This window comes from Microbulbifer maximicatervae (SeqCode), assembly GCF_052467325.1.
In genome coordinates this window covers 3,171,003-3,196,416 of record NZ_CP174310.1, presented here as the reverse complement: position 1 = coordinate 3,196,416, position 25,414 = coordinate 3,171,003, and the positions used below count along the sequence as shown (strand labels likewise).

Genomic DNA, 25,414 nt, shown 5'->3' with positions numbered 1-25,414 from the left:
CTAATGTCTAACTAAGTTTGCTCTTCAGGGATGAGGGCAAACAGAAAGTTGGTGCATGTTAGTTCATTTACCAGTAAATGATACTCACATATATAACTCCACAAATAAGTTGTTCAAGTATAAGCCAAATATCTGTATCAATATTTAGCTTGTACTTTACCATACTCTCCCTTTGCCTATAAAAAGGGCCGGGCATCTAAAGCACTTGGCGACTTATTTAAACACTCCGTTCCGTATTTCCAACTGTGCACTTTATGTGTCACCAAATACCGATTAGTCCTGGCCTGTGTATATTGGTCATTTCTTGGCTAAAATTTAAGTTCGTTTGTACATTGATAGTTATTCAGTAGTGAAATTCTTCTATGGAAAGATAAGTTTCGTTGGCCAGTCATGAGCAAAGCAGGATTCATAAAACTGATCTTGAAAATTACAGTATCTGCTCGCCAGTAAGTCCCCTATTCCTCCAGATTTAATGCCCTGATGTTTTGTAGAGAGTTCCGTGAATAATAAATAGGCATGTTGTCTAAAGTCTAATTGTTAGTGTTTGCCGTTAGGTGACAGATTGATATTTCTGACAAATATTGACAGTCAATATGAGAGAATGAATTTTAATTTGTTGCCCCTGAAATCAGATTTTGAGTTCACTTTTTGAACCTGATACTGACGACGGTCACGAGGAGTAACATTCGAACTCCAAAAAATAGTGCGGCTTATTAAATATAGTTTTGGAAGTGCATAGATTTTACAAGAGCGAATTGCTCTGGAATCTAGAAAGGATAGAAAAATGGCAAAAGAATATATCTATATCCCTATTGGCAGTGGAGAAATGCAGGAGTACGCTGAAAATTTAGCTAAGGCCTGGAAAATACCTGTAAATCAAATTCTGGCCAATAAGGTTACATCGGGCGTTGGTAAAGCCATGTATCGATGGGTGAACCAGTGCCTGAGTAAGCTGAATCCGGCAGACACGCTCTATATTGTAACTCATGGCACAGGGGCAGCAGACGGAAAATATATTGGTGCTGAACGTTCCACCAGCGACAATAAACAGAAAAAAATTTATGTAAATGGTCGGGAAGAGTGGCAAGGGGGAGAGTGGAAAACCTATACGCCTCAGCAACTGGCAACTACTCTGGTCAAAGAAGGGCTTCCCGCTAATTTTGTAAATTTACATGTGTGTGCCTGTGGTTCTGGGTACGATGGAGAAAAGTTAAGACCTTGGGCTCAACGTTTGCGCCAAGCAATGGGCGGCACTCATAAAAATATTCAGGTGACTGGGTATAGAGGTTGGTTCTCCTGTAGTCCTGGTAAGGTTTGTATTAAAGTAGGCACGCAATTTTATCCATTGGAAGAGCGCGCGGTTACTTTTTCTTAAGTTTGGTACCTCTAATATGGGGGCTTCTGGCGTAGAAGTGCGCTCCATGTAGTTTCCCGGGTATACCCTGAATAGATAGCTGAACAGAAATCTGATCAGCTTTAATATTCAGGGATATCTTTCTCTATGACTGTTGACCAGTTACTAATCCTGATTATTTTAAGCATCACTATAACCCTGTTTATATGGGGGCGGTGGCGCCACGATATGGTTGCTTTAGCAGCCTTATTGACTTGTGTCTTTACGGGGTTAATTCCCCCGGAAAATGCTTTTATTGGTTTTGGGCATCCAGCGGTTGTGACTGTAGCTTGTGTGTTAATCCTGAGTCGCGGTTTACAAAATACCGGTGCAATGGATGCACTTGCACAACGAGTTGTTCGCAAAAGCGGGAGTATCTCAGTATCCATATTGTTACTCATTGGGCTCGGTGCGTTTTTATCGAGCTTTATGAATAATGTCGGCGCGTTGGCCTTATTAATGCCCGTGGCTGTGGATATGGCTGAGAAACAGAAAGTGGCATTGGGGAGGGTTTTGATGCCCCTGTCTTTCGCAACGATTCTGGGAGGGATGACCACACTGATAGGTACACCGCCAAACTTGGTCGTTTCCGGTTTTCGGGCGGATTCTGGCGCCGGTAGCTATGGTATGTTTGATTTCACCCCGGTGGGGCTGGCAGTTGCGATAGCTGGAGTTTTGTTTATTGCATTTGTTGGGTGGCGCTTGGTGCCTGTCCGCAACCGAACGGGGGCCTCCTCCTTTGAAACTGGCACATATTTAACAGAAGCACTTGTTGAGGAAAAAAGTGTAGCTGCCGGTAAGAATCTACGTGAAATTTCCAAGATGCTGGGAACAGAAGATGCCCAAGTTGTGGGTGTCGTACACAATGATGCCAGGGTCTCTCCCGCGACTCCCTGGCATAAAGTAAATAGTGGTGACATTTTGGTCATTGAGGCGGAGCCGGAGAGCCTTGCCACCTGCTTGTCCAATCTCAGTTTGAAAACAGTGGGAGCCCTTGGGGCAGATTCATCGGGTAAGGCTCGACAATCGGGCAGCAATAATACCGAGAGTGATTCTCAGAATAAGCCCCCAATAAAAGCACTTGCGGATCGTACCGAAATGCAGCTGCGGGAGTTGGTTGTTATGCCAGACTCCCCTTTAGTGGGACGCCCTATGAGGTTTTCACGCCTTGCAGCGAGATACCAGATTCACTTGCTAGCACTCTCGCGCCAGGGGCGCCGCTCGGTGCGCCGGTTGCGTTCGACACCATTACTGGCCGGTGATGCTCTGTTAATGATGGGGGCCGATGAAAACCTAAACAGCTTTGCTAGGGAAAAGGGCTGTGTGCCTCTGGCCTCAAGGGATATTAGCATTCCCAACAAGGAGAAGGCGGCCATTGCCCTATTGGCTATGGTGCTTGGTGTCGCTGGTGCAGCGTTCGGCCTATTGCCGGCAGCAATCTCGTTCGCCACTTGTGTATTGGCTTTTATGGCGTTGAAGATAGTGCCGCTGCGAAATGTTTATGACTCTATCGACGGGTCCGTAGTCGTGCTATTGGGGACTTTGATTGCTGTTGCTGATGTGATGGAGTCAACGGGAGCTGCAGACTTGGTCGCTCAGGTTCTGTTGGATGTCCTGGCTCAGGGCAGCGCTGTTTTGGCCCTGGGGCTGATCCTGGTAGTTACCATGACGCTGTCTGATTTCATGAATAATGTCGCCACTGCGGCTGTGATGTGTTCAATTGCCATGAGTACTGCAGAACAACTGGCGGTGAATCCAGATAGCTTCCTGATGGCTGTCGCAATTGGAGCCTCTTGCGCATTTCTAACACCGGTTGGGCACCAAAATAACACCCTAATTCTGGGGCCGGGAGGGTTTGAATTTGGTGATTACTGGAAAATGGGGCTGCCACTAGAATTGTTGGTACTCGTTGTGAGTATCCCCATGTTGCTTTGGGTTTGGCCCCTGTAATCGCAGTGAGTTCAAGCAATAGAATCGTCTACCGGCTGGGCCAACTCCGCCATAAACTTGCTACAAAAGCGCAAAATATCAGTCACAGTTACAATTCCAACCAGCTCGCCTTCCCGCATAACCAGTACCGAACCAATACTGGTATCTGCCATAGCTAAGAGAATTTTATCTAACGGGTCGTGGATATCTGCAATAAAGGGACGTCTGGCACATAGGTCATGTACATAAAGTTGCTGCTCTTCTAAACGGTGTCCCGGTGCATTGGCTCTTTCGATATCCCCTCGGGAAATGACCGTCTCCAAGTCGCCTGCACGTGTTACCGGCAGGTGGCGTACTTTGTGCTCCTCCATCATTGCCAGAGCATCCTCTACCGTGGCATTGATATCGATATGGTAGGGAAATGGCGTCATCAGAGCGGCCAAAGTCGGTATATGGTGGATATTATTGTGAGTGGACATAGTATGATCTGGGTATCCAATTGTATTTGGCAATATGCTCGATTACCGTTACACAGCGACTAATTTGCAATTGACGACTGCAGCTACAATATAGCTAATTGCGCTCCCTAGGGATATCCTTTTAAGATTGCAGATATGGCCGCCTTTGTTACACTTTTTAGCCCTTATTTTGAATTATTCCTATTATATTCAAAGGTAGGGACACAAATGGTTGATATTTGCCGGTGAAAGATTATTATTCGCGACCTCAGTCGAAAAATATAATCAGTGATTCGGAGTGTTTGCCGAACCGAGCTGAAATCGGCTAGTTTTTAATAATGTATTTGCCGAATATACCTAACACCAGAACTACACGATGTGTAGTGGTATCTACTCATGTATATCGGGCAATTCATAATATGCCGGACTAAACATCACTAAATTGCTTGCCATTGGCCAGCCATGGTGTTTGTTGATTTTTTACACGGTATATCCGAAATAACAATCTGTGTCGCCCAGCGCCACAGATATATCTCTGTGTTTTTTAATAACCGTCGTTGAGGTTTATTGAATGTTTCAGGAATACGAACAACTTGAACAACAAATCGCCGAACATCAGGCAAGAATCGAAGAGTTACAAGAGCAAATGGCTCAGGCTGAACGCAAGAAAGATGGCGTAATTGCCTATGATAAAGCACTGGTAAACCTTGCTGCTGAATACCACATGGATGAAGAGGAGTTCTTCGTTGCCCGTGGCCAGCAAATCGTTGAATGGCTGGTAGCACAGCTGGGTGATGAAGATCCAGCAGACTACGTACAAACCCTGAAGGCTCGCGTTGCCCGTCACCTCAAGAAGGAAGGTGACAGCCCCCGTCGCGGCCGTCGAGCAGCACCGGCAGCAAAGGCAGCAGAGCCCAAGCTGGAAACTGGTCACTATCGCAACCCGTATACCGGCGCTACTGTTGAAAAGAAAAAGCGTAATCCTAAGGCCCTGAGCCAGTGGATTGATGAGTACGGTCTGGACACCGTAAAAGAGTGGAAAATCTAATTCTGGATGACCACTAATTTGATGCCGGATATCCGGCATCAAATATTTTTTCAAAAATCGTTCGATTTTAATTCATCGCATTATTTGGCATTTTCACCGCATCCTCTCTTTACTTACCTTATTATATTCAGCATATGTCTGCCCCGTTATTTACCTGGGAGTTTATACTGTGCTTTCAAGACTTAAGCTGTTTATTTTCTGTACACTTTTTGTTCTGGTTGGGGCTTCAAATTGGGTTTTAGCCGACTCTTCTCAGTCTCAGGTTATTTACTTAATACGCCATGCAGAAAAAGAGAAAGGGCCCGGGGTGGGTCGCGACCCTCATTTGACTGAGGTGGGCCAGCAGCGTGCACGGCAACTCGCCTATATTCTTGGGGGAGTGGGTATAGATGCTATCTATAGCACTGACTACAACCGCACCCGGGAAACGGTTGAGCCTCTGTCAAAAGAGCTGGGGCTTGAAGTGGAAATTTATAACCCCAGAGATTTAAAAGAATTTGCTAACTCTTTGCAGCAGGCGGGAAATCGAATTTTAGTGGTTGGGCACAGCAATACCACTCCAAAACTGGCGGAATTGCTCGGCGGTGAAAAAGGGCGACCCATTCGAGAGGCCAGTGAGTTTGACCGACTCTATATCCTTGTGCGTGATAATGAGGGAGTAACCACTTTGATACAGCGCTATGGCCCGATGAAATCCTCGCAGGCAGAAAATGCAGTTTCAGAGTCATCTTAATTAATAATTTCTTTTATAAAAGTATCGACTACCTGTGACGCCAGTCCGTGGCGGTGTTCCTTGAAGGCATCGCCGACACTACTGCGCTCCAGGTTCAACTCTATGGTGTGAGCTCCAGCCTGATTGGCACATTCAACAAATCCCGCTGCTGGATAGACGTTTCCAGATGTGCCAATGCTGATAAATAGGTCGCAATCGGACAACGCCTGATAGATAGTTTCCATTTCCAGAGGCATTTCTCCAAACCAGACCACATGGGGGCGAAGGTTTCCCGCCTGCTGACAGCAACTACAGGTATCAGCTATCGAAAGATCCGAATTGAGGGGATATAGTTTTCCGCTCCTACGGCATCGCGCTTTTAGTAGCTCTCCGTGCATATGAATTAGCTGCTCACTGCCCGCGCGCTCATGCAGGTTGTCAATATTTTGAGAAACCAGTAAGTAATCCCCTTGGAATTTCTGTTCCAGTTCGGCCAAGGCGAGATGGGCGGGGTTGGGATGGATATCTGCAGATAGCAGCTGCTGGCGGCGTTCATTGTAAAATCTATGTACCAGTGCCGGATTGCGATCAAATGCCTCTGGCGTTGCGACATCTTCCAGGCGATGGTTTTCCCACAGGCTATCGGCACCGCGAAAAGTACCTATGCCAGATTCAGCTGAAATTCCTGCGCCGGTAAGTACAACGATTTTTTGATACTGTTTTTTCATTTTATATTTTCACGCTAGGGCTTTGCCTGGATCTACAGAGGAGCTCGCATCCAGCTCAGAGGTCTTAATTGATGGGCTGGTGTGACTCATAATGTTACCGCCCTGGCACTTCCATGTGCAGGGTTTATTGGTAGCGCTATTAGTTAATTTTGCACTAACTTTCTAATTTTCCCTTAGCTCCATGGAATTGATCCTTTAGTGCATCTTGAGCTTCGGCTTCACAAACCGGTTCGCCTGTCCGATTAGGTAGAGCAGCATAGCTCTCGGCCAGCCGTGAATTGCCGCCAAGTGCATACGGTAGAGCGAGCGATAGGCAAGGCCAGCAAGGCGCCCTTCTACGGTAAGACTGCCTTTAACCAGCGCCCCCATCAGGTTGCCAACGGCAGTGTACTGACTGAGGGATACCAGAGAACCTCGATCGCGATAATAAAAATGATGCAAAGGTCTATCTTCAAATAGGGCAATAATATTGTCGCCAACCAGGGTAGCCATTTGCTGTGCTGCCTGGGCGCGCGGAGGCACTCGCTGGTGATTGCCATCGATGCAACTGGCGCAGTCCCCCATGGCAAATATCTTTGCGTCAGTTTGGGTCTGCAAAGTAGTTTCCACTTCGATTTGATTGAGTCGGTTGGTACTGAGGCCATCCAGCTGGGTGAGGAATCCCGGAGCTTTGACGCCGGCAGCCCACACTCGGATTGCGGCTGGGAGTTCCCTGCCACAGGAGGTGGTAAGTCCACGTTCGTTTGCTGAAGCAATATGGTGGCCCGTAAGGATATTAACCCCCATCTTGGCCAGTTCGCGTTCAGCATTATTTCCAATTCGTTTTGGTAGTGCTGGGAGTAGGTGCTCACCCCCTTCTATCAAGGTGATTTCCATCGCATTGGGACGAATGCGTCCATAGTTGCCGACTTGTTTTACGGCATCCACCAATTCAGCAGAGAGTTCTACACCGGTTGCACCGCCGCCAACAATTGCCACTTTTAACTTATCATCAACATGTGTCTCCAGCCGCAGGAAACGATTGAGAAGGTTTTGGTGAAATTTTTGTGCTTCGTTGCTGCTATCCAGGAAAAAGCAGTTTTCCCTGACGCCGGGGATATGAAAGTCGTTACTGTGCCCGCCGATACACAGCACTAAATAATCGTATTCCAATTCCCGTGCGGGTACTAACTCGCTACCGTCCTCATCATTAACAGGTCCGAGCCCGACTACCTGTCGTTCACGATCCAGGGACTGCAGGCTACCCAACTGAAATTCATAGCCGTGAATGCGGGCATGCACCTGATAATTCAGTGCATCCATATTGGCATCCAATGCGCCGGAGGCAACCTGGTGTAGCAGTGGTTTCCACAGGTGGGTGCGATTTCGATCAACCAGAGTAACTTGTGCAGCGGGGGACTTGCGGCGGCGCTTAAAGAAAGGGGTAAAAGAAAAATATTGACCGAGCCGTGTAGCCAAATGCAGGCCGCTGGCACCGCCGCCAATAATGACGATCTTTTTCATAGGGGTCTTCCTGTCGATTGCTAAAAGCCGACTCCCCAATCTGTGAAGACCTTTTTTGGTATCGGGAAATATGTCACCGATGTTTTTTCTAACGCCAGTATGTCGCGCTGAAAGACAGATGACAAGTTAATAAAGTCGGTGAAGGCCTCTCTCAATAGAAATCATACAAAGCTCATAACCGGCTGTTGTTTCGGTTTCGCAAAATCCTTAAACCTGGCCTGGTACTGTCTCGTTGTCCTGTGAAATTAGCGCTCGCCAGTCTGCAGACTTGCGCAAGTGTACGCTCACTTCTGGATTCTGTGAGTCCGTTACTACACCGATTATTGACGCCTGGGTGTAACCGCGTTCTAGCAGTGCGCCCACGCAGGCTTCGGCTTGGTCAATAGGAACAGCAGCGAGGAGCCCCCCGCAAGTCTGTGGATCGGTAATCAGCGACCACTGGGGTAACCGCTGCCACTCCTGGGGGTTTTCCACAAAGGCGTAGGCATTGGCATTTTGCGGTTGCAGGCTGGATAGCCATCCGCGCTCGATACAAGTGGCGGCGCCGGAGATTAGCGGTAGATTCTCAGCGATCAGTGTCGCGCTTAATCCTTCAGGGCCGAGCATTTCCAATAGGTGGCCCAGCAGGCCAAAGCCCGTGACATCTGTCAGCGCATTGGCGTTATGGCGGGCAAATATCTCTGCGGCGTCGGCATTACTATGCAACATGGTTTCCAGCGCCTGCTGCAACCATAGGCCTTTAGCCTCTCCCGCGCCCTCTGCTGCCAGGATAGTACCTACTCCCAATGGCTTGCTCAGGATCAAGCTGTCTCCCCCGCGGGCCCCCGTTTTTTCCAGGAGTTGCTCCCGCTCGGAAAATCCATTGACGGTTAGGCCCATTAGCATTTCAGAACCTTCGGCGGTATGCCCTCCAGATAGGGCACAGTGGTGCCGGTTCAGCTCGTGGATGGCGCCTGCGAGCAACTGCTGTAGGTCTCGCCGGGTAATTTCCTCTGCAGCCGTAGGCAGGGTTGCAAGGATTTGTGCAGTGGCGGGTCGAGCATTCATAGCAAATAGGTCGGATAGGGCGTGCAGAGCCGCCAGGCGACCAAATATCCACGGATCATCTACAGGTGCACGCAGTTGGTCGGAGCTCTGCACTAATAAATGATTAGCCGGCAGGTCCATAACTGCGGCATCATCACCGACGCCCTTTAACAGGTATTCCGAATGCTGATCCGGAAGGGTCGCCAGCGTGCGGCGCAGGATGTCGGCTCCAACTTTTGCGCCACAGCCATTACAGCGCATAGGAGATAGAGAAGAGCCTGAGCGCTGGTCGACGATGTCTTTGGTTTTGGCAGTGTGATTAGCCATGTCCATTGGCAGCTCACTGAAGCGTCGCATAAATGTGCGGTCGATAGAGTCTTTCCATCGCCACATCAGACCGCTTGCAGCGGCGAAGCCATTTCGAACTGCCACAGCCCGCTTGCCACCACAGGAGAGCAGGCTGAGAAAATCTTTTTGTGGCCGGTATTGTTTTAAGCGGCGTCCGGTCAGGGAGGCGCGCAGATTGTGAAATAGAACTGGCCCCTGGCGAACGGCGTAAACCCCGGCCTTGGGTAGAGGCTCTGGGGCGAAACTGGCCACATCACCAGCTGCAAAAACGTCTTCCCGCCCCTGGGCGCGAAGTGTTTGATCCACCACCACAAAGCCTTTGTCATCGAGGGACAGGCCCGAGTTGGCCAGCCAGGGGGGAGCACAGGCATTGGTGGTGAGTATTACCTGATCGAGGGGCAGGCAGTCACCGCTCCCATTAACGACACCCTGTTCGGTAATTTCATTAACGGTCCAGTTATGGTGTAACTGAACCCCTAGCTCTTGCATCTCCTTTGAGACTAATTTGCGCGCTCTGACCGGATAGCCCTGGGGAATCGCTGCGGCACCATGAATCAGGTGAACCTCTACCTGCTTTTTCTTAACGGCACCTTGTAAAGCGTGAGCCATTGACATCGACAGCTCGCAGCCTCCGGCACCGCCGCCGACAACTCCCAAGCGGAAGGGCGAGGTGTTTTCACCAACCTGTTTTTGCAGCTTTTGCCAGAAACGGTAGAAATGCCCGATAGGCTTTACCGGGATTGCCAATTCGGAGCCCGGTAACTCGCGGGCGGGAGTCGCACCGACATCCAAAGAGAGCAGGTCGTACTCTACGGGAGGCCTGCCCAATAGGGATACGGTGCGATTATCGATGTCAATTTCGTGTGCACAGGCTTGAATAAAGCGGGCACCAGCGGCCCGGCAGAGCCTGGCCAGATCTATATGAGTGTCTTCTAAGGAGTAATGGCCCGCAACCATTCCGGGCAACATGCCGGAGTAGGCGGTTTGCACCTGGGGAGAGACCAGGGTCAGACGCGCGCCTGGCAGAGGGTTCATGGCCCACATTTGCAGCACAATAGCATGGCTATGGCCGCCGCCGACCAAAAGGATGTCCTGGTAGTTTGGATGCTCCTGCATGTCTACTCACTGGCTGGGTAACAGAAAAAATGAGAGGCGGTAAGGATACTGGCTTCCCAAACTTCCGCGCCGCGCAAATACACCCCTGGATAAATAGTAGACAGTTCGCATTTGACTGCGAGCGAATGGACGACGCAGCTGGTTATTATCGCGAATAGCAGCGCCAAGGCAAAAAAATCCCCAGGTGCTGGTCTTTACTGTATGGGCCTAATTGCAGTTGCAATCTGCGTAAAATTCATTTTCTGGCGCTTAATTCTAATGCCCCCAGAGCCCGCTTCTCAGAGTGCCTTTTTTCGTCGCTTAATCTGGTGGCTACTAGCTGGGCTATTGCTGGTGGAAGTTCTTCACTGGTGGGCAGCAAATTGGGTGCGGGTAAAAGCTGGCGACTGGATGGAGGAGCGAGGCCTTGAATTCCGCGTGGATCACCTACGCGTATCGCTGCTGGATCTAAGTGTTATAGCGGTTGATGTAAAAGCTGAGAATCGCGAAGGGCGGGGGTTCTCTGCTCATGAGGTAATGCTCGATTACAGCTGGTGGCAACTGATATGGGGGCGAGCTCATTTGCCCAAGGCATCGGTGAGCGGTGCCTATATGGACCTGCAATCTTACCCGGGTGAACTGTACCGGGAGTGGGAGGTGGGTGGCTGGAATCTTGGAGGTGGAGCGCGGCAGGATCGCGATTTCAGGCTGCTTATCGGTCGCGCCCAGATACGGGATAGTGAACTTTGCTACCTGCACAAGCCTATTTGGAACCAAGCTACCTGCGCAGCCATCGGCAAACTCCAAACCGATAAATTTACGCTGGCATTATGGCGCAAAGGTGATGTTCCCCTGAATGTAGATATTGCTATTGGGGATGTACAGGTCAGTGATTTATTGGCCTGGGAGGGAGGTAAATCACGATACAACACGGTGATAGGCAGTTTGGAAGGAACTCAGGTCAATTTTTCCTGGCCGAGCCTCAATACAGATCTTAACAAGTTTACTGCGGAATACTTTATAGGATGCCCGCCACAGCGTTGGGCCGATGCAATAGCAGGGCTGCAAAGCCTGATTGGACATTGCGCCTCCGCCCGTCGGCTTGCCGCAGAAGGTGATATGAAATTCGGGTTTGGCCGCAAAGCTCGTGCCCAGTGGCGGCAGCTCAATGGTGAGAGTGTTGTACTGAGGCACAGTGATCGCCTTTGGCAGGATTGGCGGGCCGGGGTTATTAGCATCAGTGAGTTTAATTTTGAGCGCCCGAAAAAGCGCTTGGGATGGAGGCGAGGCTTTGCCCAGGCATTTGATTGGTGTCCACGACATCTGCGTAACGCCAATTCCCACCTGTGCCTGCGAGCGGCTAATTTAGACCTGTCGGAAAAAACGGTTTTCGACTGGAACGATCGCTTAAAAATAAATACAGGGGCCAGTTCAATTAATCGGGGCTACCTCTTGGATATGGCTCGATCTACCAGCCATCCCATCAGGGCTAATAATGGCGTATTTGGTCCTCTTCAGTTTTATGCCAAAACGCGAATATTATCTTTTGCCCACCTCGCGATTGAAACAGCCAATGGGTGTGTACCGGGCGGTCTGTGGCAGAAGCCCGATCACTGTGTCTCTATGGTTGGTCTCAAAAGTACAGAGGAATTTGCCTTTCAGTTCGGCTCTGCTGAACACAATATTGATTGGGGGCTTTCCAGCGGTCCTCTGCAATTGGCTCAATTTTCAATAGGTGCCAGAGGCCGTCCCAGAGCTAAGCTACAGGACCTACGCTGGCAGGCCATTGATACAATAGGTCGTAACGGCCCGCTATCTGCTCAGGACTTTTTTATCCAGTCACTATCAGGGTGTTTGCCGCAGGACTTTCTCCCCTCGGATTGGCAGCCTTTGTGCGCACGTTTAAACAGCTTTTCAGGGCGGGGACATTTTGCCTGGCAGGGAGGTGAAGATGGCTATGCCATTTTGGGAAAACTGCACCTTCACCGATTACTTCTAAATGATTCCGCGGGTGCAGGAAATGGCTTACTGATACAGCAGTTTGAAAGTGGCGATAGCTTATTTAAAAGAAAGGTTACAAATAATCCTTGGGCGGCGACCAGTCAGTTGCCGGGTATTCCTCAAGGAGTTGGTGATGATAATTACGGCACCGAAAAAGGAAGACTGGATCAACAAAATATTGATGCGGATAAAAATCCTGACGATTTAGGGCTGGCCAGCATAGAAAACCCAAACCTGGAAATTAAAAACCTTGTTTTGAAGAAACTGGCTGGCTGTCTCACTGAAGGTTGGAAAAGGTTATTTTATCGCGCCAACAAAGGCCACGAAAATCTGCCAGTTTGCTTTGATATCCGCTCATTAGAGCAAAGGGAGCCACTCTTTATATCTTGGCAGCAGGGGATAGATCTTTCTGTAAAAAAAATATCCGTGGTTAGTGCTGAAGCAAAGACAAAAGGGGGCAGAAAATTATTTGACTTAAAAATGATAGAGCTACCCCTTGCCAGGCTAAGGCATAGACGTACACCAGACTCTGAATCTTATGTCGCTTTGCCCGGTGCAAATGCTGAGCAGTTGAGTGGCTGCTTTCCCGGCGGTAGGCAAGTGAGTTCACTAAATATTCACTGTGTAGATGTTGAGCGCCTTTCACTGGGAGATTACTCCTTCGTTTATTTCAGCCAACGCAATCTAATTGCCAATATGGATGACTCAGCAATTCAATCCGTGCAGCTGAAAAACCTGTCTGGCGCGAATGTTTTTGACATTGGAGGTGTACTTATACCAAAGCTAGAGTTGCTATGGTCCCGGGAAAAACCTACCCAGTCAAAAATTGCATTGCAGGATGTTGCTGCTGACAGAGTAACCTTGTGTCTTCCCTGGCTAGCAGAGAAGTATAAATCGATACCGACCTGTGTATTTGGGCAAGACATCCATTCGGTAGGGCATAGCGGTTGGTCGATCGAGGAAGTGGAATTTAAGGAGGACTTCGAAACTGTACCCATGTTGCAACTGGGGCGAGTATTCACTAAGAGAATGTCTTTTTCCTCCAATACTCTCGATTTTTATGGGCTCAATATCGATGATGTTCTGCTTTGTGGGTTGAGGTCTTATTCTTCTGAAAATAATGAAGATATGGGGCTTGCCGATTGCATTGAGACCCCACAAATAAGCTTTGGTGATTCCTGGGTAAAATTGGGTATAGATTCAGGCGCCCCCCGGTTGGATTTAGGACCGTTAAAGAGTAAGCCTATCGCGTTTTGGCAAAAGGGTAGCGGCTATTTAGAAGCTGGTGTGCAGAGCTTGGGTTGGAGTCGATTTATCTGGGATAGCGGTGCAGAGTTCTCGGTGTCGAATCTAAGCTTGCAGAATATCCGGGTGTGTACGCAGGATACGGGGCTTGCAGTAACTGTGGATAAGCTGAGTCGGGCCAGGGCAGGTGACTCCCACCATTGTTTTGGGGTTGATAAATTATCCATGCCGGGATTACAGAAAATCAAATTGTCACACCCCTGGTCAGTTCAAGGTTCTGTAGAAATGGTTGGGTTATCAATACCCAGGAAAAATCTGGGGCCACTGAAAATACCAAAATTTGAAATTGATAATATCTCCTTGCAAGGGGAATCTTTGGCGAAAGCCTCTGGTGCGAGGGGATGTATGCCAGGGGGACTATTAAAAGATGAAAAGATTGCGCCCTGTTATGAATTTGGGGCCTTTAGTATTGGCAAGGCAGAAGGTATTAATGGCACTGGCGGTAGGCAGCTTATCCTTTCTGGGATAAAAATAAGTAATGTACAGTTGCATGAGCAAAATTTTCCACAGGAATTGCCACTTAAACTTTTATCTGTATTCGGTATGGGGGCCGGGCACTTAAATATCAGCCGGCAGGGAGTTGACTTCAAGGATTTACAGTTTAAGGAAATTGCAGGATGTTTTCCCAGTGGTTATCTGGATCAGGGAGATCATTGCTTCAGCTTCTCGAGTTTAATGCTGGAGGGAAACTACCGCCGTGGTCAGGGGGCAGAACTTGCTGTTGTGAGGGTCAATGGCATCACTTTGCTTTCACCTTCTGGGGAAGAGTTAGTGCACGGTGAAAGCATAACCTTGTCGCATTTGCTCTTTACCGATACCGAGTGGCGCTTTGCCAGTGGTGAGGCAATTCACTTTCATTTTTTTGAGAGAAACCCGGATAGTTTGGATTTTGATCGCCATAGATGGATGGCTGATTTTAAGTCCCTGTGGGTTGAAGGTTTGAGCTACTACCGCCCTAAGAAAACACTCACTGTTGGTTTTATCGACTTTCTGCGCCCTCGATTTATTCTCTTAAGGGATTTATCGGGGAAGTTTCCGGTAGCCCGAAAAATTAATGAGTTGCGAGGCTTTGGTGGCATTGACACGTTTGCTTTCAGGGAGGAGGGCAGCCCGCCGCTACTTTATCATCTCGGTGACCTCTACCTAAAACATGGCACTTTTAGTTGGGTAGACTATCAAGATGAATTCAGGGCCCGCTTACCGGTCCGGGATATCAACTTTAATCTCAGTGATTTAAGTAACTTGGCCGAACACCCCCCTGCGGTGATTGTTGTTAATGGAAGACCTGGTGGATTTGGTGAGGTTCAGATAGGAGGAACTGTAGATTACTTGGGAGATAAAAAGTGGAATGCTGATCTTACCGGATATCTCACCAGCGTAAATTTGATACCTGCTACGCCTTATATGGCCAAGTTGTTAGGTTACAAAATCCTTCAGGGGCAGGGAGATGCGGTAGTTAATATTCGGGTATTTGAAAATGAACTCGATGGCTTTGCCGATATACGACTGGAAAAACTAAAAGTTCGCCGGGTGCGGAAAGATGATCAGCTACCGGTGAAGTCCACGCTGATTCCCTTGAATATTGCTCTATGGTTACTGAAAGACGGGCGGGGGGATATCAAGTTTGGCATGCCTGTTAGCGGCAATATTCGCGACCCCAAGTTCTCCTTTAGTTTTGTATTTAGTGAGTTGCTACAAAAGGCAATTATAGATGCCTTGATAAGCTATTTAACTCCCTATGGCGTTTATTTGTTAGCACGTTATGCCTGGGGGCGTTTCAGGGCGAAATCATTTGCGTCTATTGACTTTGAGCCTGGAAGTGCAAAATTAACTAATTTAGCACTGACACAACTACAGCGTATGGTCATTGTTTTACATAAAAACCCTGACGCACGGCCAGGAGTATGCGGCATCTCTAATGCCCGGGACTGGCAAGCTCTGTACCCCTATTCCATGGCAGGTATGAGTAGAAGCGGAAGAGCCCAGGTTGCTTTTTACCGAAACCCGTCTCTGGAACTTCGTGAAGAGCTTGAAAATTTGGCAATGGAGCGCAGTCGAAATGTCGAAAAGTATTTGATTGATGCGGGAATAGAAGCTTCAGAATTGATCCCTTGCGCACCTGACTATATTGGTAAGGATTTTGGTGACCCAAGGGTGGAATTTTCGAATTAAGTAAGTATGTAACCTTAATATCTATATTAATAATGGTGCAGGTTTTCGTAGTGCACTTCTGTCTTGCTGCCTGTGATGGCTTCTTACTGCTATATATTTTGTAATTTTTCAGGAGTGTCAAGGTCGTATTGCGGGAAGAGTTAATTGTTTATCCTGCTGTAACTTGTACTTATAAGACTATTCGCTTTCTTTTCGTGAAATAATTCATCAGTCTTAAATATGTCTCAGTTTTTTAGTGTTTTTAAGATTTGTTATTTGTAGGGTGAGAGTTGGGACATTCTTACAGGTTGTTGTGGAGTTAGAAAGTCCCTAGACTTGCCTTTAGATTAATGTAGTTTTCAAATTAATTTGAATTGCGGCTTGTAATTTGCTTCCTTGATGCGGTCGTAGAATTCCGGCATAGTGAGTCTGACGTTCAACATATCAAAAATTTTTCTCCTAACATTGTGTGTATTTTTAAGTTCTGAATACTCATTAGGGCTGTATATGAAAAAAATACTAATTATGCTTGTTTTTTTATTCGCCCCTCTTCTCTCCGCAGAGCAGGCGAAGGTAGAGCGGCAACCCCTAAAGACCATGTCCACTTGTTTGATTATGAATGGTTGGAGTGCTTGGGGAATATGGCAGTATGATGTTTATGCACTTGCCCGAGATAAGGTCCTTATTGGGAGTAAAGAAAATCACTTTTTAATTTCTTCTGTGGATGCTGGGTATTCTCATGTTATCAATGGGAAAACTGTGGCTTATTATCCCGAGGCTAAATCTCTAAATGAGTTAGGCGAAGCTTGCCAGGAAAATTGCCCGGTTAATTATGAGAAGCGGGTCAGCTGGTTTCAGCGACGCTGCAAGGAATATTAATAAAAGTTAGTTTGTAGTTTTATTTGTGAAAGGTTTCACAAATATTTGATTCTATTCGTTTCCTGATGTAAGTAATAGCAAGGTAAAACAATATGACTCAAGTGCACGGAAGTTGCCTCTGTGGTTCAGTGACAATTAGCGCATCTTTGCCCTCTTCAAATCTGGGGGTTTGCCACTGCGGTATGTGCAAAAAATGGGGCGGTGGTCCTCTGTTGGCAGTGGATTGTCAAACCAGTGTTGAGATTACCGGTGAGGAACATGTCAGTGTATTTGATTCATCAATTTGGGCTAAACGGGGTTTTTGTTCAAAGTGCGGTTCGCACCTCTTTTATCGCTTAAAGGAAACTTCCCAGTACTCAGTACCTGCGGGGATCTTTGATCTTCCGGCCGAGACAACAATGACCCATCAAATCTTTATCGATGAAAAGCCGGATTACTACGAATTTGCCAACGATACCCAGAACATCACGGGGCTGGAGATAGTTACTGAGTACTCATGATAGTGAGTGCTCGCTATCTCTATGGGTATCTTTTAGTCAAGAGTGGATATGCGTCTGGGATTCACTTTAGGGTTACTATAGCGTCCTAGGGCTGTATCGCCGCTCCCCTCAATGGTGATTTCAGCTTAGAAGGGTACCAATAGGGCCGTCTGCATGGGTTTCGCTCACTGCGGCGGCTCTTTTAGCATCTTTGCATTGGTATCCGGATGTCTCGTTCTGGAAGCACCTAATCTTTTAAGGTGCCGAGAGCATTAAGATGTAATCGGAAGGTAATACGGACTGGCTAAATTCCATGACTGAAACCCAAATTGTAGAAATTTTCCTGGCCAACCAATGGTGGTCGATCCTGGCGTTGGTGGTAATTGTAATTGGCGTAACTTTATGCTGGTTTGGTGGCCTGATGGCTGCGTTGACAGCCTTGGGTAACAAGCGCTGGGTTTGGGGGATTGTTACGATCGTCCTCGGGCCGATTACCGGCATTCCCTATGCATTGCGTTACAAAGAGGCGGAATATGCCCGATCGTTGATGCTGCGAGGTGTATGGGCCCTGTTGGTAGGCCTGATTATCGCCGGGGCTATCTTATTCTTTGGCCGTTAAAGGTTAATAGAGCGCTGGTTCTCAGGAGTCCAGCGCTCCCTCCTTCGATCGAATCACCTCTCCACAGACTTTTAGACATTTTTGATCAGGCGATCAGTACGCAGGCGCTCCCGCTTATCAAAGAGCTGCCTTGAGGCCAGGGCAACGGCGAGAAAAGTGCCGAAACCGGTGCCTGATGCAATCGCAAAAAGAATCAGAATTTGATATTTGACGGCAATTGTGGGGGAGGTACCTGAGAGAATCTGCCCTGTCATCATTCCCGGCAAAAATACTATCCCAGCGGCAGCCATGGAATTAATTGTCGGCATCAATCCTGCACGCATCGCATCCCGTCGAAACTCCAAGCTGGCTTGTTGCCAGGTATGCCCCAGCATCAAGCGGTTCTCAATAATATCCTTGGAGCGGTGCATACTTTCGGTTAGACGGTCCAGGCTTAGGGCAACACCAGTCATTGTATTACCCAGCAACATACCTAAAAGAGGAATGGAATACTGTGGTTGGTACCAGGGAGTAGGGCCAATCAGTACGGCCAAACTTAATATGGTGATACTGAAAGCGGACACCAGCATCGATAAGGTGCCCACGGCAAAGCTCCAACCACCGAGCAGGCGATACTTTTGTCGGGCTGCCACTTGCTGCCCGGCAAATAGCAGCATTGCCAAGGCCAGAAGTCCCATCCAAAGTAGGGTGCCAACCGTAAAAAGGGTTTCCAGTACCAGTCCTACCAAGGTGAGCTGAATAGCCGTGCGTAGAGCGGCAACAATTAACGATCTACTTAGTTGTAGTCGCGCTACATGAGTGCATACGGCTAGAGCCAATACCAGCCCCGCAGCCAAAGACAACTGCCACCAGGACAGGTCGATTACACTCATCGATGGATCTCCTGTTCTTTCAGTTGATTATCAACAATGGCCAAGTGGCGATGAGCTACCCTTCGAATCTGCTCCTGGCTATGAGCTACCCAAATCGTAGGCAGCTTGTGCTCCTCAATGAGCCCTGTCAGCCATTGCTCTACCTCCTGCGCAGATCTGGCGTCTAGGTTAGCCGTAGGCTCATCTAGGAGAAGCGCTTGGGGTTTGTAGGATATTGCGCGAATAAGAGCCAGGCGCTGCTTTTCTCCCGAAGAGAGTCGATTTACTTGCCACTTTACCACGTCCTCAGGAAAGCCGAGAAGTTTAAGTGCATCATTCATGGGTGTTGCGAAGTGATCGCCGACAGTTTCTTCCCACCAGGCAGTCTGCGCGGGAACCAACATCACATGCTTTCTCCACTGGTGTGCTGGATATGTACTCTGGGATTTATTCTTAAAGCATATGTCGCCTGTGTAGGGTTCAAGGTCAGCTATGGCTCTGAGTAAGCGGCTTTTCCCTGAGCCAGATGGACCAGATAAGCAAATAATTTGGCCAGATGCCATGGTTAAATTTATATTTTGAAGACAACCTACAAAAATATTTTTTAGCACCAGAGTCGACATGAGCTTCGTGGAGATTAGTGTTTACTAGAAATTATCAGCAAATGATCATTTGTGTAAAGTAAGTTTTATCTTTTAATTTATTATTCTTTGTATATGAATTTTTGGTCTTTCTTGGATTGGGGAACGTCTTGATGCTCTGGGGTTATGGATTAAATCTATAACCTGTAAAAATTGTAGTATCTGTTAAGGGCGGTGACAATGAAAATCTGGTGATATAATTTTTTCGGTATTGTTGTGGTTATTGTTTTGTAATTTTATCTAAAAGTCAGTGGAAGAGAAAATTTTAGTCGTATCGATATTTTAATCTATATGCCGGAAGCTATTATTTTGAAGGGCTTGATTTTTAATAAGTGCAGTCGGTAAAGGGTGGGTCAGTTGATGGAGTTGGTTCTTATCCTGATCATGAGGAAGGCACTAATGAGATAATTATAGTTGAGTGAGATCGGTTTCAAATTTACAACCTAAGAAAATTGGTACTTTCAGAAAGTAGTAGAAAATCTGTTGGAAAGACACCCCTTGTCGATCAGGTAAGAATTGCGATGTAGTACTGGTTTGCGCGGATGCTGACAAGGACAGGTACAGAAAGTGACTGCTGGTGAGTAGCAACAAATAGACATCACAATTCGGAAAGAAATAGGTTCCCAGTATAGGGAAGTTACATAAAGAGACATACGGTTGAATCGTTGCAATATGAGATGATCTATTAACTAATTTATTTTCAGCCCAAATGGTGGAGCCTTATACAAGGTACCAATAGCGATAAGGACTTCCAGTATGACCTCGACAAGAGGCAATTGAACCGCTGTGCGTACTGCCGCGACAATCAGTGGCTTGCTGCGCTGAGATCGTGTGATATTGGAGCAAGTTGCCAGGACGACTACCAACGTCGCAGCCAACGATAATTGCTACCATCAAAGATGATCACACTAATTGTGACTTAATAAGCTACTCCCATTAATTTCAAAATACCTGCTCTACACTCGTTGGATCTGCCCTTTCTTATGGACCGTCCAGGTGGCGGGGTATTGGTGATTGCTGATTTCATCCATAAATCATGCTTCTATTTTACTGGTAGTATCTGTCTCCAGATTGACACTGGGCCCATCCTGTAAAAAAGCTTGTGCGGTGTAGGAAAGCGCGAGAATAAGTGCAAAGCATTATTTCTCAATGAAGGATAGCCGACTTATCTGCCGGTCTGTTGTATTCTCGGGAAATCCTAAAGTGTTTAATGTTTGCCCCATTGGTTGATTAAAGTGTTCGCCTATTGTTTCGTCCCACCAGGCATTTTGCATTGGTACCAACATAACTTGCTGCCGCCACTTGTGACTTGCCATTTCCTTCTGGCTTTCGTCATCATTAGTTGTACTTTTTTAAGTGGGCCAATGCTCAGTGATTCCAGCTTTAGCTCAGGTATAATCGTGTCTATTTATTTCAATTTCCTTCACCTTAAAAGTCGGTGGAATACTTAAGCTTCGTGGATATGGCTGAAGAGTCGAGTTTTTTCTCCCTGATCAATTTGATTAAAGGTTCTAGTTGGTAGTCAAGCTGATATGATGCGCGTCTGTTAACACAGAAGCTGTACAAAAAACAGTCGTTAGCAGGTGTTAAATTATATTGGGGATAAAACATGTACAAAAAATTAGCGGTGCTTTCTATAGCTACATCTCTTTTTGCGGGTTGCGCGTCGGTTCCTATGGAGAGTGATGAGTTATCTAATAAAGCTAAAGAGTTCAATTCACCTACTGAGGGGAATGCTGGTCTCTACATCTATAGAGCTTCTGGTCCCGGTACTACTCTGAAGAAAGATATCTGGGTTAATGATGAATGTGTTGGTCAATCTGCACCCAACGTCTTTTTCTACCAGGAGGTTATTGGGGATAAAGAACATAAGGTCTCAACCGAGTCGGAGTTCTCCCCGAATGACCTACTGGTTGATGTAAAAGCAGGTGAAAATTACTTTATCGAACAATACATTAAGATGGGTGTGTTCGTTGGTGGTGCAGACTTGAAACTTGTTGAGTCTGAAGAAGGTAAAGCTGATATTACAAAATTAAAGCTTGCTAAAGCTGGCGAGTGCAGCCAGAAATAAAGTTGGCTCTGAGAGAGGCGCACTCAGTAGGTGTGCTTCTCGAAATTTTACCTGGGAGTCCTATTTCCTTAAGAATGCATTAGGCTGGTTCGATACCCACCGGACTTTTTGGGTAAGCTTTAGAGATTGTATTGAACTTACAATGAGCTTCTCCCCTTCCTTTTTCAGCTTCCCTTTGAACCTCCCGCTCCAGTCCGCCATAATCCGCTCCTTCCGAATCGAATAACGAGAGCTGTATGACCGACACCTCTGTTTATGAGGCCACAGAGCGCCTGCCGTTAAAGGAGTACACCGAAAAGGCGTACCTGGATTACTCCATGTATGTGATCCTAGACCGCGCCCTGCCGAATATCGGTGATGGCCTTAAGCCTGTACAGCGGCGTATCGTTTACGCCATGAGCGAGCTGGGCCTGAAGAATACTGCCAAGTATAAGAAGTCCGCGCGCACCGTTGGTGATGTGATCGGTAAGTACCACCCCCACGGTGATAGTGCCGTGTACGAGGCGATGGTATTGATGGCACAGCCGTTTAGTTATCGCTACCCCCTGATTGATGGCCAGGGCAACTGGGGCTCGCCGGATGATCCCAAGTCCTTTGCCGCGATGCGTTACACCGAGTCGCGCATGGGTAAATATTCGGAAGTGCTGCTGTCGGAGCTGGGTCAGGGCACTGTGGACTGGCAGCCTAACTTTGACGGGACCATGGATGAGCCCTGCGTACTGCCTGCGCGGGTGCCCAATATTCTATTGAACGGTACCACCGGTATTGCCGTGGGTATGGCTACGGATATTCCCCCGCATAACTTGCGCGAAGTGGTCAACGCGACTGTAGAGCTGCTGGAAAATCCCAAGGCCACAGTAGAAGAGCTGTGTGAGCATATTCTCGGCCCGGATATGCCCACTGAGGCAGAGATTATTACGCCGCGGGATGATATCCGTAAGATTTACACCTCCGGTCGCGGTTCTATCAAGATGCGCGCCCTGTGGAGTAAGGAAGACGGCGATATTGTCATTACTGCGCTGCCCCATCAGGTGAGCGGTGCCAAGGTGTTGGAGCAGATTGCCCAGCAGATGCAGGCGAAGAAGCTGCCCATGGTGAGCGACCTGCGTGATGAGTCGGATCACGAAAACCCGACGCGCTTGGTAATTGTGCCGAAATCCAATCGGGTGGATATGGAATCGGTGATGAATCACCTGTTTGCCACTACCGATCTTGAGCGCAACTACCGCGTCAATATGAATATGATCGGTATCGACGGGCGCCCGCAGGTGAAGTCCCTCGATAAAATCCTGCGGGAGTGGCTGACTTTCCGCGCCACTACCACCCGCCGTCGTCTGCAGTTCCGTCTGGATAAAGTTGAGAAGCGCCTGCACCTGTTGGCAGGTTTGCTGGTTGCCTTCCTCAATATTGATGAAGTGATCGAAATTATCCGTACCTGTGACGAGCCCAAGCAGGAGCTGATGGATCGCTTTGAGCTCACGGATATCCAAGCGGACTACATTCTCGATACCAAGCTGCGCCAGTTGGCACGCCTCGAAGAGATGAAGATTCGCGGCGAGCAGGCGGAGCTGGAAAAAGAGCGAGATACCCTCACCAAGACCCTGAATAGCGAGCGCCGCCTCAAGACCCTGATCAAGAAAGAGCTTCTGGCCGCAGCCAAAGAGTTTGGCGACGATCGCCGTTCCCCGATTGTGGCTCGTGAAGAGGCCAAGGCGTTTAGTGAATCCGAGCTGCTGTCTTCAGATCCCATCACCGTTATCGTTTCTGAAAAAGGTTGGATTCGCGCGGCCAAGGGCCATGAAATTGATGCGGCAGCACTCAGTTATAAGGCGGGGGACAGTCTCGGTTTTGCCGCGCGGGGCAAGAGTAACCAGCCCGCGTTATTACTCGATAGCACCGGTCGCAGTTACTCCATTGCTTCCCACACATTGCCTTCGGCACGAGGGCAGGGCGAACCCCTCAGTGGGCGTATCAATCCCCCCTCCGGTGCCACCTTTGAGGGCTTGTTGATGGGCCCTGATGAGCAGCGAGTGTTACTGGCTTCCGATGCGGGTTATGGCTTTATCGCCAAGCTCTCTGATTTGCAGTCGCGCAATAAGGCGGGTAAAGCCATGCTGACCCTGCCCAAGGGGGCCCAGGTACTTTCCCCTCAATTGCTGGAGAGTCTCGATGACGTTCTGCTGGCAGCGGTGACCACCGAGGGGCGCATGTTGGTATTCCCTGTGACTGAGTTGCCGGAATTGTCCAAAGGCAAGGGCAATAAGATTATCAATATCACTTCGGCCCGAGCTGCGGCCCGCGAAGAGGTGGTCATTGGTGTTGCTGTATTGAAGGGCAGGGACCAACTGGTCGTTCACGCCGGTAAGCGCCATACCAAGATCAAGATCTCGGAGATGGATCACTATCGCGGCGAGCGTGGCCGGCGCGGCAACAAGCTGCCCCGGGGCTTCCAGAAGGTCGATAAGATCGAGGTTCTGGAGAAATAGGCCCATCCCGGATGCAGGTCGAAAGGGCGGTCCTAGTGACCGCCTTTTTTGATGGGGTTTTGGGATATTGATAACTCGCACATTGATGAAATAATAAGCAGGCTTATAATGAGCGGCCTTAGACAGGGAGAGCAGATATGTCCAGGGAAGATGCCGTTACTGAAATGAGTTTTGAACTACACAGTGCAGCACGGCTGCTGCGGCGAAACTTTGACCGCAGAGCCAAGGACCACGGGCTGAGTGGATCCCGCTGGCAGGTGCTTTGGCATCTATTGCGTGAGGAGGGCCTCAAGCAGGCAGAGTTGGCCGAGCGCCTGGACCTAGCGCCGATCAGTCTGGCGCGCCAGCTGGATAACCTCCAGCAGGAGGGGCTGGTGGAGCGGAGGCCCGATCCCGAGGACCGGCGCTGTTTCCGTATTTATCTGACGGGGCAGGCAATGCCGGCCCTCGAGTTGCTGGGCGGCGTAGCCCAGCAGACCCGCAGTGAGGCACTTGCGGGCTTTTCCGCCGCAGAGGTGGATCAATTGCAGTCGCTGCTATTGCGGTTGCGCAAGAATTTGACACGTGAAGAGATTGAATGTGACTGAAAAGCTGTCCATTAAGCTAGACCGCGCTGGGCAACGAGAGTTCGCACTCTCCTTTTTCCTGGTACTGGCCGTCCTGATAGGGGGATGGAACCTGTTGCGCGGCAGCGACATTGTCGAGACAGAGAACGCTTACGTGAAAGCGGACAAGATCTCCCTGGCGCCCGAGGTTAGTGGTGTTGTCACTCAGGTGCTGGTGAGTGCCAACCAGGTAGTGGAGAAAGGGCAATTATTGATTCAGATCGACCGCACGGCCTTCGAACTGGCGGTGACTGAGGCGGAGGCGCGCCTGGCCCAGGTGCGCAACGAATTGCTCGCTCGCCGTTCGGAATATGCTGAAGCAGATGCTGCGTTGCAGCAGGCACGGAAAGATGCGGACTTTTACCGCCGCCAATTGGAGCGCAATGAAAAACTGAGCAAGGTGGCGTTTTCCGAGGCGGAGCTGGACAGCGCCCGCCAGCAGCTAGAGCGGGCTCGTGCACAGATCACGATTAATGCTGAGAAGCTCTCCAGCTTGCGCGCTGAATTGGGGGGCGACCCGAGCATTGCCCTGGAAGAGCAGGCAGATTTAAAAGTGGCTCAAGCGCAACTGGATACCGCCCGCTACCAATTGTCGCGCACGCGCATTATTGCTCCCGTGGATGGCACTATCGCCAATACCGTACCCAAGGTGGGGGAGATGGCCACTCTGGGCATTAACCTGCTGCAAATGATTGGCTCCACTGGCCTTTGGGTGGAGGCCAACCTGAAAGAGACCGAGCTGGGTCGCGTGCGCACGGGCCAACAGGCGGAAGTGACCCTGGATGCCTACCCGGATTTTGAGTGGCAGGCTCAGGTGGACAGCATGAGCCCCGCCAGTGGCAGTGAGTTTGCTTCCACACCGCCGCAGAATGCCAGTGGCAAGTGGGAGAAAGTCGTGCAGCGGGTGCCGGTGCGATTGCGTCTATACCCCCTCAAGGATTCTCCGCCTCTGCGCGCAGGTATGAGCGCCAAGGTACGAATTGATACCAGTGAAGACGATAAAGTGGTGTCGGCCCGTGCAACGAGCGGTGAAAGCGGCAGGGTGGTGCTTTAACTGGGTTTGAGAGAGAGGTTTCTGGGCCCGAT

General features: G+C 48.8%; 19 protein-coding genes. 12 read left to right on the top strand and 7 right to left on the bottom strand.

What is annotated here, in order from left to right:
• Positions 1-784 precede the first annotated feature (784 nt).
• Entirely contained in the window at positions 785-1,375 is a 591-nt protein-coding gene (locus tag ACJJIE_RS14245) for a hypothetical protein (protein ID WP_282931118.1), read from the top strand.
• 126 nt (positions 1,376-1,501) lie between these two features.
• Positions 1,502-3,343 (top strand): SLC13 family permease, encoded by a 1,842-nt coding sequence (locus ACJJIE_RS14240; protein ID WP_282931119.1) that lies wholly within the window; start codon positions 1,502-1,504, stop codon positions 3,341-3,343.
• 11 nt (positions 3,344-3,354) lie between these two features.
• Here ACJJIE_RS14240 and ACJJIE_RS14235 read toward each other — a convergent pair whose 3' ends face one another.
• Positions 3,355-3,801, bottom strand: coding sequence for a CBS domain-containing protein (locus tag ACJJIE_RS14235; protein WP_282931120.1), 447 nt, complete (start codon positions 3,799-3,801; stop codon positions 3,355-3,357).
• Between the two features lie 550 nt (positions 3,802-4,351).
• Between ACJJIE_RS14235 and ACJJIE_RS14230 the strand changes: the two genes are divergently transcribed.
• Together ACJJIE_RS14230 and ACJJIE_RS14225 are read left to right on the top strand one after the other, a co-directional pair.
• Entirely contained in the window at positions 4,352-4,828 is a 477-nt protein-coding gene (locus tag ACJJIE_RS14230) for a DNA binding protein (RefSeq protein ID WP_282931121.1), read from the top strand.
• Positions 4,829-4,997: 169 nt separating this feature from the next.
• Positions 4,998-5,561, top strand: a complete 564-nt coding sequence (locus ACJJIE_RS14225; RefSeq protein WP_444892110.1) for a SixA phosphatase family protein — start codon at positions 4,998-5,000, stop codon at positions 5,559-5,561.
• Here the strand turns inward: ACJJIE_RS14225 and cobB are convergent.
• The 3 genes from cobB to ACJJIE_RS14210 form a co-directional block, all read right to left on the bottom strand.
• The gene (gene cobB, locus ACJJIE_RS14220) at positions 5,558-6,268 is read right to left on the bottom strand and encodes a Sir2 family NAD+-dependent deacetylase (RefSeq protein ID WP_444892109.1); all 711 of its coding nucleotides are present in this window, start codon (positions 6,266-6,268) and stop codon (positions 5,558-5,560) included. The two genes, ACJJIE_RS14225 and cobB, sit on opposite strands and share 4 nt — an antisense overlap.
• A gap of 195 nt (positions 6,269-6,463) precedes the next feature.
• Positions 6,464-7,771: an NAD(P)/FAD-dependent oxidoreductase gene (locus ACJJIE_RS14215; protein ID WP_444892108.1), complete on the bottom strand. Its 1,308-nt coding sequence runs from the start codon at positions 7,769-7,771 to the stop codon at positions 6,464-6,466.
• A 207-nt stretch (positions 7,772-7,978) separates the two neighbouring features.
• Positions 7,979-10,261 carry a slr1591 family oxidoreductase gene (locus tag ACJJIE_RS14210; RefSeq protein ID WP_444892107.1) on the bottom strand — a complete coding sequence of 761 codons (2,283 nt, stop codon included), beginning with the start codon at positions 10,259-10,261 and terminating at the stop codon, positions 7,979-7,981.
• A 258-nt stretch (positions 10,262-10,519) separates the two neighbouring features.
• Here ACJJIE_RS14210 and ACJJIE_RS14205 point away from each other — a divergent pair, with 258 nt between their 5' ends.
• The 4 genes from ACJJIE_RS14205 to ACJJIE_RS14190 all read left to right on the top strand — a co-directional run bounded on the left by ACJJIE_RS14205 (position 10,520) and on the right by ACJJIE_RS14190 (position 17,674).
• The gene (locus tag ACJJIE_RS14205; protein WP_444892106.1) at positions 10,520-15,718 is read left to right on the top strand and encodes a DUF748 domain-containing protein; all 5,199 of its coding nucleotides are present in this window, start codon (positions 10,520-10,522) and stop codon (positions 15,716-15,718) included.
• 486 nt (positions 15,719-16,204) lie between these two features.
• Positions 16,205-16,576, top strand: coding sequence for a hypothetical protein (locus ACJJIE_RS14200; RefSeq protein WP_282931127.1), 372 nt, complete (start codon positions 16,205-16,207; stop codon positions 16,574-16,576).
• A gap of 92 nt (positions 16,577-16,668) precedes the next feature.
• The gene (locus tag ACJJIE_RS14195) at positions 16,669-17,076 is read left to right on the top strand and encodes a GFA family protein (RefSeq protein ID WP_444892105.1); all 408 of its coding nucleotides are present in this window, start codon (positions 16,669-16,671) and stop codon (positions 17,074-17,076) included.
• A gap of 292 nt (positions 17,077-17,368) precedes the next feature.
• Positions 17,369-17,674, top strand: coding sequence for a hypothetical protein (locus ACJJIE_RS14190; protein WP_282931129.1), 306 nt, complete (start codon positions 17,369-17,371; stop codon positions 17,672-17,674).
• A 71-nt stretch (positions 17,675-17,745) separates the two neighbouring features.
• On the opposite strand, the gene ACJJIE_RS14185 is transcribed toward ACJJIE_RS14190, so the two are convergent.
• From ACJJIE_RS14185 to ACJJIE_RS14175, 3 genes are all read right to left on the bottom strand, one after another.
• Positions 17,746-18,546: an ABC transporter permease gene (locus tag ACJJIE_RS14185; protein WP_444892104.1), complete on the bottom strand. Its 801-nt coding sequence runs from the start codon at positions 18,544-18,546 to the stop codon at positions 17,746-17,748.
• Positions 18,543-19,148 (bottom strand): ABC transporter ATP-binding protein, encoded by a 606-nt coding sequence (locus ACJJIE_RS14180; protein WP_444892103.1) that lies wholly within the window; start codon positions 19,146-19,148, stop codon positions 18,543-18,545. Before ACJJIE_RS14180 ends, ACJJIE_RS14185 begins: the two co-directional genes overlap by 4 nt.
• A 707-nt stretch (positions 19,149-19,855) precedes the next feature.
• Entirely contained in the window at positions 19,856-20,044 is a 189-nt protein-coding gene (locus ACJJIE_RS14175) for an ABC transporter permease (protein ID WP_444892102.1), read from the bottom strand.
• Between the two features lie 731 nt (positions 20,045-20,775).
• Here ACJJIE_RS14175 and ACJJIE_RS14170 point away from each other — a divergent pair.
• From ACJJIE_RS14170 to ACJJIE_RS14155, 4 genes are all read left to right on the top strand, one after another.
• Complete coding sequence (locus ACJJIE_RS14170; protein ID WP_282931133.1) at positions 20,776-21,237, top strand: DUF2846 domain-containing protein; 462 nt, start codon at positions 20,776-20,778, stop codon at positions 21,235-21,237.
• A gap of 236 nt (positions 21,238-21,473) precedes the next feature.
• Positions 21,474-23,723, top strand: coding sequence for a DNA topoisomerase IV subunit A (gene parC, locus ACJJIE_RS14165; protein ID WP_282931134.1), 2,250 nt, complete (start codon positions 21,474-21,476; stop codon positions 23,721-23,723).
• 137 nt (positions 23,724-23,860) lie between these two features.
• Entirely contained in the window at positions 23,861-24,310 is a 450-nt protein-coding gene (locus tag ACJJIE_RS14160; protein WP_413663442.1) for a MarR family winged helix-turn-helix transcriptional regulator, read from the top strand.
• The gene (locus tag ACJJIE_RS14155; protein WP_282931136.1) at positions 24,303-25,382 is read left to right on the top strand and encodes an HlyD family secretion protein; all 1,080 of its coding nucleotides are present in this window, start codon (positions 24,303-24,305) and stop codon (positions 25,380-25,382) included. The genes ACJJIE_RS14160 and ACJJIE_RS14155 overlap by 8 nt, the downstream gene beginning before the upstream one ends.
• Positions 25,383-25,414: the final 32 nt, after the last annotated feature.